The sequence below is a fragment of the Rhizomicrobium sp. genome, from assembly GCA_037200045.1.
Classification (GTDB): Bacteria; Pseudomonadota; Alphaproteobacteria; order Micropepsales; family Micropepsaceae; genus Rhizomicrobium.
Genome location: JBBCHM010000001.1, coordinates 2,573,147 through 2,588,103, shown reverse-complemented (window position 1 = coordinate 2,588,103; position 14,957 = coordinate 2,573,147). Strand labels below are relative to the sequence as shown.

Sequence of the window (14,957 nt, the reverse complement as noted above, 5' to 3'; positions counted from 1 at the left end):
GCCCGCGGCGCGAACCGACTTTGGCAAGATGCGCGGCGGCGATCTAGTCCAGATCGATTCCCTCGGCCTTGAGGCCACGGAAGAGCCGGCGCAGCAGGTCGAGGTTGAGCGCCGACAGATCGGCGTTGTTGCCCAGGCCGATCGGATTGTCGGGCGTGAACACGATCCCATCGGGCCGTTCGACCAGGATCTTCCGGTCGATCAGCCCCGCGATGCGCCGGCGCACGGTTTCGAGCGGCACGTTGATCGCGCGGCTGACCGCGTTGCGGCTGATGCCGACAGGCTCCGGCGCGTGGCGGCGTTCCGTCCCCGCCTCGGCCATCTGGTTGAAATTCGCGATCGTCGTGATCAGCAGAAGATCAAGCATATCGACCGGAAAACGCCGCAAAACCTCGCTGGCGAGTGTCATCATATAGGCAACCGAAAGCCGCCCGGCGATGCGGGCCTCGTCCGTATTCGACATGTGCCAACCCCGTCGGCTGCGACGCCCCGTCGATCCGGCGCCAGCCCTGTCCCCTGGCGCAATCACAACTGGAAGACCTGTGGACATCGCCTACCAACAGTTGGCGGCGGCCGTCCACGGCCGGAGTACCCGATCTGGGTAGATGGCGCTTGCGCTTGTCGTCCGTACCGGGAATGTCCGTCCGCCGGCAACGGATCATCAACACCTTTGCGACATCGTTCATCGGATGAGGAATGACATGCGCCGGAACCTTGCGGCTTGGCTTGCGTTGCTTTCGCCGGTGCGCCGGAACCGATCCGGCGCCGTGGAGCGGAACGGCATGCGCGAGGCGGGCTTGCAAGGACGCCGTGTCGCCGCCCGCCCGGACTGGCTGCCGCATCCGGCGCTGCTGCAATTCGTCGGCGCCCTGTGGATCGCGGTCGCGGCGCTGCGGCTCCTCACGGGACCGCATGCCTGATCAGGTGCGCCGCGCCGCGCGGCGCTTCTCGTAGTCGCCGCGCTCGACCTGCTCGTTCATCTCCTTCTTCCATTGCGCCGTCAGCCGCGTGCGCGGGATCGGATAGCGCTCGGCGGTGAAATCGGCGGCGCGCAACCGGTCGGTGCGAAAGCTGCGGAAGGCCTTGCGCAATTCGCACCAGCCGACCACCACGCGCACCGTATCCCAATAGCTGACCGCGATCGGCCAGATCGTGCGTTCGGTCTCGCGGCCCTGCTCGTCGCCATAGGCGATGCGGATCTTGGTCTGGGCATGGATCGCGGCGCGCACCCGCGCCATGTCGACCGCGTCGGTCTCGATGCGCCGCCAATTGGGCGAATGCAGCGTGGAATCGAGCGCCAAAGGCCGCAGATGCGCCGGCACCACCGCGCCGATCTTGGCGACGAGGTCGCGCGCCGCGCGCACCAGGCCCTCGTCGCCGCGCCCCATCACCCATTGGGCGCCGAGCATCGCGGCCTCGATCTCGTCGGCCGTCAGCATCAGCGGCGGCATGTCGAAACCGTCTTCCAGGATATAGCCGATGCCGGCCTCGCCGCGGATCGGCACGCGCTCCGCCAGAAGCTGGGCGATGTCGCGATAGACCGTGCGCAGCGAGGTCTCCAACTCCTCCGCGATGTCGCCGGCGCGGATCGGGTGGCGCTTGGAGCGGCGCAGAATCTGGATGATCTGGAAAAGCCGTTCCGCCCGTCGCATGACGCGCTACGCCGCCAGCGCGACGACGCGGCCGCTCGCCGTGCCGCGCGCGACCGCGGTGCCCGACGCGTCGCGGAGGCGGCCTTCGACGAAGGCGATGGTCCGGCCGAGCTGGACGACCTCGGCCTCGCACACGAACCGCCCCACTTTGGCGGGAGCCAGGAAATGCACATGCAGGTCGATGGTCGGCGCGTTCAGCCGCCCGCCCGATTTGAGCACGATCGCGGGGCCCATCGTGTCGTCCAGCATGGCGGTGAGGAAGCCGCCCTGGATCGTGCCGGCGAAATTGGCGAAGTCGGGCCGCCCCTCGAACCCGACCTTGATCCAGCCGCGCGCCGCATCGTGATCGAGCAGCGTCCAGCCCAGGAGCCGCGCGCAGGCGGGCAGCGGGAATCGGTCGAACAGGCTCCCAGTCATGGCGAAGGTCCCTCTATGGCGCCCGATCCTGCTGCCAGACTGCTGACAGCATGTTGTCAGGAGGCGGCGGATAAGAAAAGCCCGCACCTTGGAGGGCGCCCCGCGATGATCACCCTGTACGGCTTCGGCCCGGCCTTCGGCCTTCCCGACCCCAGCCCTTTCGTGATGAAGACGGAGGTGCAGCTTCGGATGGCCGCCATCCCTTACCGGCGCGAGCGCGGCGCGCCGCCCCAATCGCCCACCGGGAAGGTGCCGTTCATCGCCGATGACGGCGTGGTGATCGCGGATTCGACCTTCATCCGGCACCATCTCGAAGAGGCGCACGGCGCCGATTTCGATCGCGCGCTGACGGATGAACAGAAGGCGGAAGCCTGGGCCGTGGAGCGGATGCTGGAGAACCACCTTTACTTCGCGCTGGTGCATGCGCGCTGGATCGACGACGCCAATTTCGCCAAGGGGCCGGCGCATTTCTTCGACGGCGCGCCGGACGGCGCGCGGGCCGCCGCCCGCGCCCAGGTGCGCGCCACTCTGCATGGCCATGGGCTGGGACGGCACGGGCCCGACGAGATCGTCTGGCTGGCGGCGCGCAGCCTGAAGAGCCTCTCGGTGCTTCTGGGCACCAAGCGCTACCTCATGGGCGACGATCCCTGCGGCGCCGACGCCACCGCCTTCGCCATGCTCGCCGCCATCCTGACGCCGTTCTTCACGTCGGGCGTGCGCGACGCGGCCAGCGGCCACGACAACCTTGTCGCCTATAGCGGGCGGATGATGGGGCAATACTACCCGGCCTTCGAACCAGCCATGGCATGATCCTTCAGTCGTGCGGACTCTCGAGCTTGCCCTTCTCGCCGATCTGCGAGGCGACCCAGTCCATCATGGCGAACAAAAGGCCCGAGACGATGAAGGTCATGTGCAGGCCGATCATCCAGCCCAGCCGCGCGGCGTCGACCGGCTGGGTGAAGTCGCTCACCGTCATGAAGGCGCGCAGCAGCGAGATCGCGCTGATCGCCACGATCGAGCCGATCAGCTTCATCTTGAGGCCGGAGAAATCGAGCGTGCCCATCCAGTCCGGCCGGTCCTCGCTGCCGCCGGTGTCGATCTTGGAGACGAAATTCTCGTAGCCGGAGAACACCACGATCAGGACGAGGTTCATCGCCAGCGACAGATCGATCAGCGACAGCACCAGGAGAATGATCTCCTCGTTCGTCATGTGCAGCACGAGCGGCAGCGCCTCGATCAATTCGCGGACGAAGGTGACGAGCAGCATGGCGAGCGAGACGACGAGCCCGACATAGGCCGGCGCCATCAGCCAGCGGGAATTGAACAGCACGCCTTCGAGAGCGGCTTCGATGAATCTGCGCTGGTGCATGGTGTCGTTCGCTCCGAATCCGCGGGCATTGTGCCTGAATTTCAAAGTCGGCGGGAAGGCGTTTTCTTTGGCGAACCGGATCACGCCGTGGCGAGCGCCGCAACCGGCTGAACGTCATTTGTCGGCTCGCGCACGACGACGCTGAGCAGCAGCCCCTCATGCGCGACGACGAAGCGGTGCGCAAGGAGCTCTTCGACATGGGCGGCGGCGGCGTCCGACAGCTCGCCGGGCCGCCGCGGACGCTCGAAAAAGACGAGCGCCTCGCCGGCGCCATCGGCAAGCGGCGTCACCGACGGCAGGGAGAAGCCGCGGGTGTCCGCCACGATCAGCTTGCCGCCCCCGGTCCGCATCATGCGGAGCCGGGGCCTGGCGCCGCCCCGCCACAGGCTGTGCCAGCGGTCCACCGCGGCGGCCAGTTCGGCGCGCAACGGCGCGTCGTCGAGCAGCGGCGTCGTATAGCGGCCCCAGAAATGATAGGCGATGTCGTCGAGCGGCGCGTCCGGCGGGTAGAGACCGTAATAGCTTTCGAACGGCACCGATCCGGCGATGCCGAAGCTTTCGCCGTCGCTGTGATAGGGGCTGAAGCGATCGAGCATGATGCGCGAAAATCCGTCCGGCGGGCGCAGATGCGCGATCAGCGGCATGAGCGCCAGGGACTCGCGATAGTGTTCGAGCTTCTCGCCGGGAAAACCGTAGATCAGGTTCCAGCCGACCCGCATCCCGTAAGTCTCGCAGAGACGCAGCAGGGTGATGTTCTGGTGCGCCGAAACGCCCTTGCGCATCAGCTTGAGCACCGGGGTCGAGAGGGATTCGATTCCCGGCTGGATCGAGGCGATGCCGGCGCGCCGCATCTGGGCGATCTGCGCCTCCTTGAGATTCGCCTTGACCTCGTAGAACAGCTCCGGGCGATGCGCCTTGGCGGCCAGGCGCGGCAGGACGTTCTCGAAAAAGCTGGTCGGCATGATGTTGTCGACGGTGCGGACCACCCGCCCCGGCCACCGCGCCGCGACCTCGGCGATCTCGTCGACGACACGGTCGGCGCTTTTTTCGCGGAACGCCATGCCCTTGGCGTTGAGGCCGCAGAAGGTGCAGTGGTTCTTGACGCCCCACCAGCAGCCGCGCGAGGATTCGTAGTCGGCGTAGTGCGGCAACGTGGCCGGCAGCCGGCCGGCGTCCTGGAGTTCGCGCAGGGCCGCCACGAAATCGGATTCGTCCGCGGCGGGGGACGCCGCCATGTCCGAGACGGGCTCACAGGCGACGATGCGCGCCGCCGGCCGCACGCCGCGGCGCAGATGGTCCTCGCAGAACGCCGGAAAGACGATGTCGCCTTCGCCGTCGAAGAAATAATCCACGCAGTCGAACACGCGAGCAAGGCCGGTCGCCATCACGCCCGCGACATTCGCGCCGCCGATCACGATCAGCGCGTCGGGCAGCGCGGCGCGCACGCGCCGCGCGATCGCGAAGGCGCTCATGTTCTGCTGGAAGGTGCTGGTGAGCGCGACGATGCGGGGGCGGCGCGCCGCGATGGCGGCCACGACCTCGTTCAGATGCGCGGCGATCGCCGGTTCCATCGCGGCAACGAGTTCGCGCGAGCGCAACGGCAGGTCGCCGTCCGGAATTGTCGCGAGGACCTCGGGCGGATAGGCGAAGGGCTTGAAGACGTATTCGCCGGTCTGCTTCGTCGGCAGGATGGCGCAGATTTCCTCATAGAGGTCGTAACCGACGCGCGCGGCCAGGAGGAGATTGGCGTAGACCGTGCCGACCGTGAGCCCCTGGGCCCGGCAGGCCGCCGTCAGCACCGAGACGCCGATCGGCGTGTGCTGCACCGAGGAGAAATCCGGCACAACGAAGCACACGTCCGTCTGGGCGGCGGTCATGCAAATTCCTCGGCGGCCACGATAGCATGTGTCGTCTTGCAGTGCATCTTTCTGTCGGCAGGCGGCAGGTGCCGGGCTGCAAAGACGGCCATGGCCGCTTATATTGGCGGCATGGCGCACAACAACGGCATGGTTCCGCGCACCCGCGGCAAGGCACGCTCCCCCAAGGGCGTGAGCGAAGCGGCGGCCAAGTTCCGCGGCGCGGTGGAGGCGGTCCCGCTCAATCTCGTGCCGGCGGGCGATGCGTACGATCCAGCGCCGCCGCCCATCGGCAACCTGCCGCTGCACGGTTCCTCCGGCGCCGAACTCGCCGGATTCGTGCCCCATCGCCCCGCCCGCCCGGAAAAATCCGAAGGCGGCAAGCTGTTCAAGCTGGTCAGCGAATACACCCCGGCCGGCGACCAGCCGACCGCCATCGGCGATCTCGTCGCCGGCCTCAAGGGCGAGGGCCTCGGCACCGGCGAGGGCGCGCGCCCACAAGACGACAGCGGCGTCGTCAATCACGGCGTCATTGGCGAGCGCGACCAGGTGCTGCTCGGCGTCACCGGATCGGGCAAGACCTTCACCATGGCCAAAGTGATCGAGGCGGTGCAGCGCCCCGCCCTCATCCTCGCGCCGAACAAGACGCTGGCCGCCCAGCTCTACAGCGAGTTCAAGAGCTTCTTCCCCAACAACGCGGTGGAGTATTTCGTCTCGTATTACGACTACTACCAGCCGGAAGCCTATATCCCGCGCACCGACACCTATATCGAAAAAGATTCGAGCGTGAACGAGGAGATCGACCGCATGCGCCATTCGGCGACGCGCGCGATCCTGGAACGCGACGATGTGATCATCGTCGCCTCGGTCTCCTGCATCTACGGCATCGGCGCGGTGGAGACCTATTCGGGCACCGCCGTCACCATCGCGCGCGGCAAGAAGCTCGACCGCATGGAGATGCAGCAGCAGCTCAGCGCCCTGCAATACCGGCGCAACGACAACAATTTCACGCGCGGCGCCTTCCGCGTGCGCGGCGACACGGTGGACATCTTCCCGGCGCATTACGAAGACCGCGCCTGGCGCGTCGAGCTGTTCGGCGATGTGGTGGACTCGATCACCGAATTCGATCCGCTCACGGGCCGCCCCGCCGGCAGCCTCGACACGATCAAGATCTACGCCAATTCGCACTACGTCACGCCGCGCCCGACGCTGCAGCAGGCCCTCAAGGGCATCAAGGCCGAGCTGATCACCCGCCTCGCGGAATTCCGCGAGCAAGGCAAGCTGCTGGAAGCCCAGCGCCTGGAACAGCGCACCAATTTCGACATCGAGATGATCGAGGCGACCGGCAGTTGCGCCGGCATCGAGAACTATTCGCGCTGGCTGACGGGACGCAAGCCCGGCGAGCCGCCGCCGACGCTGTTCGAATACATCCCCGACAACGCGCTGGTGTTCTGTGACGAGAGCCACGTGACGGTGCCGCAGATCGGCGCGATGTACAAAGGCGACTACCGCCGCAAATACACGCTGGCCGAATTCGGCTTCCGCCTGCCCTCCTGCATCGACAACCGGCCGCTGAAATTCGAGGAATGGGACGCGATGCGCCCCGCCACCGTCTATGTCAGCGCCACGCCCGGCCCGTGGGAGATGGAGCGCACCGGCGGCGTCTTCACCGAGCAGGTGATCCGGCCGACCGGCCTGATCGATCCGCCGGTCGAGATCCGCCCGGTCGAGCACCAGGTGGACGATTTGATCGCCGAATGCCGCGACATCGCCAAGAAGGGCTTCCGCGCTTTGGTCACCACGCTGACCAAGAAGATGGCGGAGGATTTGACCGAATACATGCACGAGCAGGGCATCCGCGTGCGCTACATGCACTCCGACGTGGAAACCTTGGAGCGCATCGAGATCATCCGCGACCTGCGGCTCGGCGCCTTCGACGTGCTGATCGGCATCAACCTGTTGCGCGAGGGCCTCGACATTCCCGAATGTGCCCTGGTCGCGATCCTGGACGCCGACAAGGAGGGCTTCCTGCGCAGCGAGACCTCGCTGATCCAGACCATCGGCCGCGCCGCGCGCAACGTGGACGGCAAGGTCATTCTGTATGCGGATCATGTGACGGGCTCGATGGAGCGCGCCATGGCCGAGACGAGCCGGCGCCGCGAGAAGCAGCGCGCCTACAACACCGCGCACGGCATCACGCCGGCGAGCGTGAAGAAGAACATCGCCGACATCATGGGCAGCATGTACGAGCGCGACCATGTGATGGTGGACGCCGGCGTGGGCGAAGAGGGCCGCGAATTCGTCGGCCACAACATCAAGGCGACGATCGCCGATTTGGAGAAGCGGATGAAGGAAGCCGCCGCCGACCTGGAGTTCGAGGAAGCCGCCCGCCTGCGCGACGAACTCAAGCGCCTGACGGCGGTGGAACTGGCCGTCGCCGACGATCCCTTCGCAAGGCAGAGCGAAGTCGACCGCGCGGTGGACGACGCCTTCCTCAAGGCGGTGCGGGATGGCGCGGGGGACGGCGAAGACGCGGGCGGCGCGCAGCGCGGGCCAAAACATCAGAAAACCAGCCGCGGCGCGAGGATGAAGCGGGCCACAAGGCCGGGCGTGCCGAAGACGTTTGGGAGTAGGAGCCGGTAGGCGTCCACTCGCACAGCAAGAGTCAAATGAGGCTGAGCTGAACGCCAACGCCCTCGTACTTGGCGCGAATATCGGAACACTTGCCGACATTTTTGAAAAGCGGCGCTAGGTACGCGTCCGCGTAGTTCTCTTTAACGACGTTTCCAACGCCAATAAGAACGTGGTTCACCGCCTCATCAACGGCCTCGTTCGAGATTGCATCACCATGGGCCAAGTCCCCGTTGAGACTCAACCGCCGCAATATACAGTGCATGACAAATCGGTTGCCATGAACAATTATTCCCCGCGCAGTTGGGGATTGATCAGGTGCAGTACGAATCGCTTTATCAACACGACGAGCAAGCTTAACGACGCTCCACAGATATCTCGACGAGGTTGAAGAGTTGAACAATGCTTTGTATGGCGCTGCGGTAATGTCAGCATATAAGCCACCAACATAGCCCTTTGCCAACGCAACGTAAGACATATCGCCACCAGCGCATGCAAGAGTTGTTACAGCTTCGATGAATTCAAAACCGTCGGCCGTCGACTCCAGTGGCTCTCCTTCTCGGTATTCATAGCTAACCTTTTCGATTAGCAACTCAGTACGAATCCGCTCTTGCTCCGAATCCAAGGCCACAAAATTTCGTGCATCAATCTTATTCTGAGTATTGGATGCGCGCGTGATCCTCTTGCCCAGCGAGGATTCCGGATCGTCCACAACTATCAATCGAGCCTGCAAGAATGATCCGGAAGAATCATCAATTAATGTTCGGCCAATGGTTCCGACGGTCTGCGCGCCATTGACGACCGTGATGTTCTTACATTCAAAAACTCCGACGCTTCGATCATTACCGCCTATGGGTTGACGCTTGAGATCCTCTGCGATGATCGTAATTCCGTTATTATAATACCAGAAGTTCTCGGCTTCGGACTTTAGCGTTTCGGCAATAGCAGCATTGACCTCAGAGGAACCAAGAAAGTTTCGAATATTTCCCGCAAACAAATTGTTCCCATGCGCTCTATACCACTGAGCCACGTCAATTGCGGAAACCTGGCCGTAAACAGCGCGGAGTGGGCTTTCAACTAGGCCATAATGTGCAAGGCGAATTGTTAGATTGATCTGAGGCGGCGCGGCCTCCTGAACAAAATGCTGAAACAATTCACGTTGTGTGAGAGCCGAGAAAAAGAAAAGATCAGATGTATCGTTTTGGCTTCGAACGAAATCGTCGATCTTGCTTTGGATGTCAGCATCGACCTTTCCCGAACCCGGATAGGCGACCACCATCCGCACGCTAGTCAGCTTGTTGAGTGCGTCTTCGATCAAGGTCCATCGTTTCTGAATTTTTTCGTTAAAACGATCCTTTTTCAGTGAGACTAAGTCTTGTACGCCCTGGAGAAATTTTAGAATTTCGCCGCTTTCGATTGCGCTGGCGTGAGAGTTACTCCATTTAGACTGAACCAAAAAAAGCGTCTTAGCTTGCTGGTCATAGTAGATCGCGTCAATGCCATTGTCCTTTCCACCATCGACCAATGAACCGGCCGCTATCGAATTGTCTGCCTCGGCCGAGATTTTGATTGCCGCAGCCGCCACCGCGCGAGATAGAGCATGAGCCTCTCGATCCGCTGGAGCCTTGTTGCTGATATCTGCTAAGTCAATAAGAGGGACTAGCTGTTCGAGCAGCTTGGTTTTAATTTGCGCATGCTGAACTTCTGCCATCTGAACTTATCGCCTATCGACCGCCGACGGCTCGAAGGACGCCTGAGTTATGTGCATAGGTTTTCCAACTTGGTTGGTATCCATCATCCGCCTGCGCGCCCCACGAGGTCCATCCATCGCGCCGACCACGCGCAAACATCTCTAAATACGGCCCTTCCGAGCATGCCTCAATAATCGCGTACTGCTCATCCGGCTTGCGCGAATGCTCCTGTTTGCGCGTCGCCAGGAAATTCACCTGCCGGCGTCCCGGCGCGAGCGTGCGGATGTTCTTTCCACGCACGCCGAACAGAACCATTTCGGTCACATTGCGGAAATAGAAGCCAACCCCGCGGCCGTCCGGGCCGCCGTCCTTCCGCACCTTATGCCAGATGAGATTGGTCTTGTACGTGAACCCCCACGCTTGGAGCACGCGCAACCCGTCCGGCATCAACGCGTTCGGCACCCACAAATAAAGATGCGCGCGGTCGCGCGCGACCTGCGGCACCGGCAGGGCGCAAATCTCCTCGACCGTCATCGTTTCGTAGCGCGCGAGCCGCTTGTGCTCGGGCGCCATCTTTCCGGTGCGGTTGGCGAAGCGCCACGGCGGATCGGCCAGCACCGTTCCGAAGCGCTGGTTGCCGACAAAGGCGCGAAGATCGTCAGACGCTGTCGTCGACATAGCATTCCTTTTTGATCGCAAAGGCGACGATGGGGCACCCGCCTCCGCCACCGCCTTCGATGCGTGGCAGCAGCTTCGCGAAATGCGTTGTCGAAGCCCCATAGCTTGGTCCTCGGCCCAGATCGTCGAAAATCGCCTGCAATTCGCTTGAGCGTGTCACGATGACACCGACGTCGATGGCCCGCAGATCGAAGAGCAGGCGGAAATTGTTGAGGTCGCGATCATAGAACGGATCCTTGTTGTTCCACTCGACTTCGAGCGCGATCCGATTCTTGTAGCAATCCACGGAGTGCGTCGGCGATGGGTGCGGAACGTCATCCACGATAATCTTCGTGTCGAAGGCTTTCTCTCGCCATCCGCGCGCCGTGAGCGCCCTGTCGATCTTGCCGGCGACTTCGGATTTCCTGCCACCGGGCTTGAGAATGTCGCTCTTGAGAAGCCGAAACTCGCGAAGGGCTTCGAGAACTTCGCTCCATTCCTTCGGGTGCGCCGTAGACAGGATCGCCAAACCGTGCCGCCACTCCTGCACGTGGTAGCGGGCAGTGATGTCCTTCGGGACAAGGGGATGATTCGGCATTGAACGAGCATGGGGCCTGCGTGCGCGAGGATCTAGGAGATGGCGGTTGCCACTTTGTTCTCAAATGGAACATCTTGCAAGCCAGATTGCAGCCGGCGCAACCTCTGATAGATATAGCAAAATTGAGATTTTGCACCGTCGCCCATGAAGGACAAACACGAATGAGAAGCATCGTGTCGTTCAAGCGGAAGATGCTCAGAAACCCCGCCGTCAAGGAGGAATACGACGCCCTCGAAGAGGAGTTCGCCCTCATCAACGAACTGCTCGCCGCCCGCACGCGGGCCAGGCTCACCCAGGCGCAGGTCGCGCGGCGCATGGGCACCTCGCAATCGGCCGTGGCGCGGCTGGAGAGTGGGCGGTCGCCCTCGATGGCGTCGTTGCGCAAATACGCCGCCGCCACCGGCAGCCGGGTGGAGATCAAGCTGGCGCCCGTGCCGCGCAAGCGCCGCGCCGTGCCTTAAGCGCGCCATTGCAACCTGCGCAGCCGGGCGAGGATATCTTGAAAAGGCGCCGGGCGGTCGCCACGTCCCTCCGATGGAACCCAGAGCGGACGTGTCACAGGCAGGGGAGATTGCGCGTTTCGCGCGCGGTCGGGCGGCCGCGCGCCGGTGTCCCGCCCCCGCGCGCGCCGCGCTGTCCATGCGCTTTGGGGCGGCGGATCAAAGGCTTGCGGCGAAGGCTCGCGCTTCGAACCGCGTTTTCGCATCGAATGCGCGCGGCACCTCTCTGACCTCGCTCAACGCCGGCGCGCCGGCGAACCGTCATCCTCGCGTGTCATCTTCCCTTGGGAGCCGCCGCGCGATGGGCCTGGAAAAACTCGACTCGATTGCGGTGCTGCTCCGCGATGTCCGCGCGCTGCGCGACGAGATAGCGGCCGACGGAAAGGCGCTCTACCGCACTTGGCGCGCCCGGATCGACCGGCGCGCCTTCGTGGCAAGCCCGCTCAATTTCGCGCATTATCTCATCCTCAGACGGGCCGATCTGCGCCAGTTGCAGCGCCGCCTGATGGTCCTGGGGCTTTCCTCGCTGGGCCGCTGCGAGGGCCATGTCCTGACGACGCTCGACACCATCGCCTGGGCGCTGGGGCGGATGGCGGGAACGGACGATCTTCGGCGTCCCGGCGAGCGCCAGTTCTTCCGCGGCGCGGTCCGGCTCGCGGCCAACACCGCCGAACTGTTCGGCCCGCCGCGCGACGGCCGCTCCGGCCGCATCATGGTGACGCTCGGGACCGAGGCGGCCGACGATCCCCGGCTGGTGCCCGATCTGGTGGCGCGCGGCGCCGACATCGTGCGCATCAATTGCGGCCATGACGACGCCGAGGTCTGGCGGCGCATGATCGAAAATACCCGCGCCGCGGCGCGCCCGGTCCGCGTGCTGATGGATATCGCCGGCCCCAAGGTGCGCATGGAAAAGACCATCGCGCCGCCGGATCGCAAGCATCTTCTGGTCGGCGACACGCTGCTGCTCTGCCCCAAGATCGACGCCAGCCGCGAGGCCTTCGGCTTCCAGGCGACCTGCGCGCCCAAGGGGGTGCTGGAGCGGCTGAAGGTCGGCGACGCGGTCTCGGTCGACGACGGCAAGCTGCGCGGCACGATCGTCGCGGCCGTCGAAGGCGGCTTCGCGGTGAAGATCACCGACGGGCGCCTGAAGGGGGTGAAGATCAAGGCCGGGCGCGGGCTCAATTTTCCCGCCGTCGATCTCGATCTCGATCCGCTCACCGAGAAGGATTTGCGCGACCTCGATTTCGTCGCGCGCCACGCCGACCTCGTCGGCCATTCCTTCGTGCAGAACGGCAAGCAGGTCGCGGTGCTGCAGAAGGAACTCGCGGCGCGGCGGCCGGACTGGCAGCGGCTCGGCCTGGTCGCAAAGATCGAAACGCCCGCCGCCGTCCTGAACCTGCCGGAGATCATCGTGCAGGCCGCCGGGCGCCAGCCGCTCGCGGTGATGATCGCGCGCGGCGACCTCGCGGTGGAGATCGGCTTCGAGCGCGTCGCCGAAATGCAGGAGGAGATCCTCTGGCTCTGCGAGGCCGCGCAGGTCCCGGCGATCTGGGCGACCCAGGTGCTGGAGGGACTCATCCAGGAGGGCCTGCCCTCGCGCGGCGAGATGACGGACGCGGCGATGTCCGTCCAGGCCGAATGCGTGATGCTCAACAAGGGACCGAACCTGGCCGCCGGCGTCGATGCGCTCGACCGCCTGATCCGGCGCATGGGCGAAAACCAGACCAAGAAGACGCCGACGCTGCGCGCCCTCCATTCCTGGCCGCAAAAGACCGACGAATAGCGGTCGGAACGTCGGGCTAGGCGCGATCTTTCCATCGGCTAGACTGCGGCCTTGGCCGGCAGGCGGGCCGGCCAAGCGTGGGATCGCGTATCATGTCCGTGGCGCAAACTGCCTTCGCCAGAGCCTCCGCGGCCCGAACTCCGGCAAGGCTCGCCGTCCTGCGCCGCGCCGCCGGCTTTGTTTTGCTCGCGCTTCTCGCGGCGGCGCCAGCCCGGGCGGCGAGCCCGACGCCGGTCGGCGTCTGGCTGCACGACAACAAGCGCATCAAGATCGAGATCAAGCCCTGCGGCGAGCGGCTCTGCGCCGCCATCGTCTGGTTCATGTGGCCCAACGATGCCCAGGGACTGCCGCTGGTCGATCTGAAGAACAAGGATCCGGCGCTGCGCGGGCGGCCGCTGTTGGGATTGACGGTGCTGCGCGATCTGCGCCGCACCGGCGACAACAGTTGGGAGGACGGCAGGATCTACAATCCCGACGACGGCGAGGACTACGCCGCCACGATGTCGATCCAGGACGATGGCACGCTGCGCATCCGCGCCTATGTGCTGATCCCCTTGTTCGGCCACACTTTCGTCTGGACCCGCGAGCGCTGAGTCGCCGCGCGAAACCCGCCGCGCGGCCAGGTGGACCGGTACGCGCCTTGCAATCCCCGCGACAAAGGCCCATATCAAGTGCACGTGGTTCTTACGTCCCGTCAGACGAAGCGCTCTTGTTGATATCGACCCGCCAAAGGCGCGCCGGACGACACGGAACCCTTCCCTCACAACACCTGATGCTTCGCGACCCCCGTCCGAACGCGCATGTCGCGCGCGCGGAAAAACGTAAAGTTTAGGAAAACGACAATGACGATCGGTACAGTCAAGTTCTTCAACAGCTCCAAGGGCTTCGGATTCATCGCGCCGGACGGTGGCGGCAAGGACGTGTTCGTGCACGCCACCGCCCTCGAAGCGGCCGGCATGCACTCGCTGAACGAAGGCGACAAGATCTCCTTCGACGTCCAGCCGGACGCCAAGGGCAGCAAGGCCGTCAATCTCAAATCGGCCTGAATGATCGGTGCGGCGGCGGGCGCATGCGTCCGCCGCCGGCGCTTTTGCCAGAAAGGAGCCGCCCAATGGCCGCCTATCACAATCCCTTAAGCCCGCCGGCGCGCGCCGCCGCCCATCGCAAGGCGATGGACCAGTTCGCCGTGCCGCGCCAGGCAAGCTCGGTGATCCAGCAGGAGATCAGCCAGGCCCGCAAGGCGACCGACGCCAATACCGCCAAGCTGCGCGCTCTGCGCCTTGCCAAGGAAGAGACCGACCGCGAAGCCGCGGCGCTCGCCGCCGCCAACGCGCCGCCGCCCAAGGCGAAGAAGCCGCGCAGGAAAATCGTGATCGGCTAAAGCAGAGGACCGTCCGGCGCCGGCGTCGAAGGCTTCTCGGCCAGCGGCGGCACCACATCGGCCACCGTATAGCCCAGCGCCTGAAGGCGCTTGATCTGCGCCGCGGCATCGACGGCGTTCTGCGTCGTCATCTGCGACAGGCTCCACGGCGTTTCGGGCCGGCGGTAGCGGATGCGGTGGATGTCGCTCACCGGCGCGCGCCCCAGCGCCCGGGCGCGCCGCGCGCCGCGGTCTTCGGCGAGGCGCCCAGCGCGCGGCCGAAGCCTTCGGACCAGCGGTCGTGTTCGCGGCCCACCGCATAGGGATTGAGCGCCGCCATGCCGCGCTTTTCCAGCACCGAGGCCTGCGCCGGCGACAGTTTCCACGCCGCGTTCCAGCCCTCGGCGTAGATGCGGCTCAATTCGAAATCGTTGCTCATGCTC

General features: G+C 64.7%; 18 protein-coding genes. 8 read left to right on the top strand and 10 right to left on the bottom strand.

The annotated features are described in order from the left end of the window. Window positions 1–43: 43 nt before the first annotated feature. Window positions 44–463 carry a hypothetical protein gene (locus tag WDM86_12500; GenBank protein ID MEI9990851.1) on the bottom strand — a complete coding sequence of 140 codons (420 nt, stop codon included), beginning with the start codon at window positions 461–463 and terminating at the stop codon, window positions 44–46. 238 nt (window positions 464–701) lie between these two features. On the opposite strand from WDM86_12500, the gene WDM86_12495 reads away from it, so the two are divergent. Then, window positions 702–920, top strand: a complete 219-nt coding sequence (locus WDM86_12495; GenBank protein ID MEI9990850.1) for a hypothetical protein — start codon at window positions 702–704, stop codon at window positions 918–920. On the opposite strand, the gene WDM86_12490 is transcribed toward WDM86_12495, so the two are convergent. Together WDM86_12490 and WDM86_12485 are read right to left on the bottom strand one after the other, a co-directional pair. Next, the gene (locus WDM86_12490) at window positions 921–1,652 is read right to left on the bottom strand and encodes a YafY family protein (protein MEI9990849.1); all 732 of its coding nucleotides are present in this window, start codon (window positions 1,650–1,652) and stop codon (window positions 921–923) included. 6 nt (window positions 1,653–1,658) lie between these two features. Next, on the bottom strand, window positions 1,659–2,069 hold the full coding sequence (locus tag WDM86_12485; protein MEI9990848.1) for a PaaI family thioesterase: 411 nt from the start codon (window positions 2,067–2,069) through the stop codon (window positions 1,659–1,661). A 105-nt stretch (window positions 2,070–2,174) separates the two neighbouring features. Between WDM86_12485 and WDM86_12480 the strand changes: the two genes are divergently transcribed. Then, window positions 2,175–2,879, top strand: a complete 705-nt coding sequence (locus WDM86_12480; protein MEI9990847.1) for a glutathione S-transferase family protein — start codon at window positions 2,175–2,177, stop codon at window positions 2,877–2,879. Window positions 2,880–2,883: 4 nt separating this feature from the next. Here the strand turns inward: WDM86_12480 and WDM86_12475 are convergent, their stop codons facing one another. Continuing rightward, on the bottom strand, window positions 2,884–3,438 hold the full coding sequence (locus WDM86_12475; GenBank protein MEI9990846.1) for a TIGR00645 family protein: 555 nt from the start codon (window positions 3,436–3,438) through the stop codon (window positions 2,884–2,886). A gap of 80 nt (window positions 3,439–3,518) precedes the next feature. Further along, window positions 3,519–5,315 (bottom strand): RiPP maturation radical SAM C-methyltransferase, encoded by a 1,797-nt coding sequence (locus WDM86_12470; protein ID MEI9990845.1) that lies wholly within the window; start codon window positions 5,313–5,315, stop codon window positions 3,519–3,521. Between the two features lie 90 nt (window positions 5,316–5,405). Here WDM86_12470 and uvrB point away from each other — a divergent pair, with 90 nt between their 5' ends. Continuing rightward, complete coding sequence (gene uvrB, locus WDM86_12465) at window positions 5,406–7,937, top strand: excinuclease ABC subunit UvrB (GenBank protein MEI9990844.1); 2,532 nt, start codon at window positions 5,406–5,408, stop codon at window positions 7,935–7,937. A gap of 22 nt (window positions 7,938–7,959) precedes the next feature. On the opposite strand, the gene WDM86_12460 is transcribed toward uvrB, so the two are convergent. From WDM86_12460 to WDM86_12450, 3 genes are read right to left on the bottom strand one after another with little or no spacing between them, the layout of a single operon-like run. Beyond that, entirely contained in the window at window positions 7,960–9,636 is a 1,677-nt protein-coding gene (locus WDM86_12460; protein MEI9990843.1) for an AIPR family protein, read from the bottom strand. Window positions 9,637–9,649: 13 nt separating this feature from the next. After that, window positions 9,650–10,294 carry an MT-A70 family methyltransferase gene (locus WDM86_12455; GenBank protein MEI9990842.1) on the bottom strand — a complete coding sequence of 215 codons (645 nt, stop codon included), beginning with the start codon at window positions 10,292–10,294 and terminating at the stop codon, window positions 9,650–9,652. After that, a complete protein-coding gene (locus WDM86_12450) occupies window positions 10,275–10,871 on the bottom strand; it encodes a BglII/BstYI family type II restriction endonuclease (protein MEI9990841.1) in 597 nt (198 codons plus the stop codon). Before WDM86_12450 ends, WDM86_12455 begins: the two co-directional genes overlap by 20 nt. 161 nt (window positions 10,872–11,032) lie before the next feature. Here WDM86_12450 and WDM86_12445 point away from each other — a divergent pair, with 161 nt between their 5' ends. The 5 genes from WDM86_12445 to WDM86_12425 all read left to right on the top strand — a co-directional run bounded on the left by WDM86_12445 (window position 11,033) and on the right by WDM86_12425 (window position 14,535). After that, a complete protein-coding gene (locus tag WDM86_12445) occupies window positions 11,033–11,332 on the top strand; it encodes a helix-turn-helix transcriptional regulator (GenBank protein ID MEI9990840.1) in 300 nt (99 codons plus the stop codon). 340 nt (window positions 11,333–11,672) lie between these two features. Continuing rightward, window positions 11,673–13,154: a pyruvate kinase gene (locus tag WDM86_12440; GenBank protein MEI9990839.1), complete on the top strand. Its 1,482-nt coding sequence runs from the start codon at window positions 11,673–11,675 to the stop codon at window positions 13,152–13,154. Between the two features lie 92 nt (window positions 13,155–13,246). Next, a complete protein-coding gene (locus WDM86_12435) occupies window positions 13,247–13,747 on the top strand; it encodes a DUF2147 domain-containing protein (GenBank protein MEI9990838.1) in 501 nt (166 codons plus the stop codon). Between the two features lie 249 nt (window positions 13,748–13,996). Then, the gene (locus WDM86_12430) at window positions 13,997–14,200 is read left to right on the top strand and encodes a cold-shock protein (GenBank protein ID MEI9990837.1); all 204 of its coding nucleotides are present in this window, start codon (window positions 13,997–13,999) and stop codon (window positions 14,198–14,200) included. 65 nt (window positions 14,201–14,265) lie between these two features. Then, complete coding sequence (locus tag WDM86_12425; GenBank protein ID MEI9990836.1) at window positions 14,266–14,535, top strand: hypothetical protein; 270 nt, start codon at window positions 14,266–14,268, stop codon at window positions 14,533–14,535. Here WDM86_12425 and WDM86_12420 read toward each other — a convergent pair. Continuing rightward, window positions 14,532–14,726: a hypothetical protein gene (locus tag WDM86_12420; protein ID MEI9990835.1), complete on the bottom strand. Its 195-nt coding sequence runs from the start codon at window positions 14,724–14,726 to the stop codon at window positions 14,532–14,534. The two genes, WDM86_12425 and WDM86_12420, sit on opposite strands and share 4 nt — an antisense overlap. Continuing rightward, a complete protein-coding gene (locus WDM86_12415; protein ID MEI9990834.1) occupies window positions 14,723–14,953 on the bottom strand; it encodes a hypothetical protein in 231 nt (76 codons plus the stop codon). Before WDM86_12415 ends, WDM86_12420 begins: the two co-directional genes overlap by 4 nt. Window positions 14,954–14,957: the final 4 nt, after the last annotated feature.

Bases quoted from the DNA above. Each gene is read 5' to 3' on its own strand.
- WDM86_12485 (MEI9990848.1), bottom strand. From the start codon at position 2,069: ATGACTGGGAGCCTGTTCGACCGATTCCCGCTGCCCGCCTGCGCGCGG.
- uvrB (MEI9990844.1), top strand. From the start codon at position 5,406: ATGGCCGCTTATATTGGCGGCATGGCGCACAACAACGGCATGGTTCCG.
- WDM86_12490 (MEI9990849.1), bottom strand. From the start codon at position 1,652: ATGCGACGGGCGGAACGGCTTTTCCAGATCATCCAGATTCTGCGCCGC.
- WDM86_12440 (MEI9990839.1), top strand. From the start codon at position 11,673: ATGGGCCTGGAAAAACTCGACTCGATTGCGGTGCTGCTCCGCGATGTC.
- WDM86_12445 (MEI9990840.1), top strand. From the start codon at position 11,033: ATGAGAAGCATCGTGTCGTTCAAGCGGAAGATGCTCAGAAACCCCGCC.
- WDM86_12455 (MEI9990842.1), bottom strand. From the start codon at position 10,294: ATGTCGACGACAGCGTCTGACGATCTTCGCGCCTTTGTCGGCAACCAG.
- WDM86_12495 (MEI9990850.1), top strand. From the start codon at position 702: ATGCGCCGGAACCTTGCGGCTTGGCTTGCGTTGCTTTCGCCGGTGCGC.
- WDM86_12415 (MEI9990834.1), bottom strand. From the start codon at position 14,953: ATGAGCAACGATTTCGAATTGAGCCGCATCTACGCCGAGGGCTGGAAC.
- WDM86_12475 (MEI9990846.1), bottom strand. From the start codon at position 3,438: ATGCACCAGCGCAGATTCATCGAAGCCGCTCTCGAAGGCGTGCTGTTC.
- WDM86_12480 (MEI9990847.1), top strand. From the start codon at position 2,175: ATGATCACCCTGTACGGCTTCGGCCCGGCCTTCGGCCTTCCCGACCCC.
- WDM86_12500 (MEI9990851.1), bottom strand. From the start codon at position 463: ATGTCGAATACGGACGAGGCCCGCATCGCCGGGCGGCTTTCGGTTGCC.
- WDM86_12435 (MEI9990838.1), top strand. From the start codon at position 13,247: ATGTCCGTGGCGCAAACTGCCTTCGCCAGAGCCTCCGCGGCCCGAACT.
- WDM86_12450 (MEI9990841.1), bottom strand. From the start codon at position 10,871: ATGCCGAATCATCCCCTTGTCCCGAAGGACATCACTGCCCGCTACCAC.
- WDM86_12425 (MEI9990836.1), top strand. From the start codon at position 14,266: ATGGCCGCCTATCACAATCCCTTAAGCCCGCCGGCGCGCGCCGCCGCC.
- WDM86_12470 (MEI9990845.1), bottom strand. From the start codon at position 5,315: ATGACCGCCGCCCAGACGGACGTGTGCTTCGTTGTGCCGGATTTCTCC.
- WDM86_12460 (MEI9990843.1), bottom strand. From the start codon at position 9,636: ATGGCAGAAGTTCAGCATGCGCAAATTAAAACCAAGCTGCTCGAACAG.
- WDM86_12430 (MEI9990837.1), top strand. From the start codon at position 13,997: ATGACGATCGGTACAGTCAAGTTCTTCAACAGCTCCAAGGGCTTCGGA.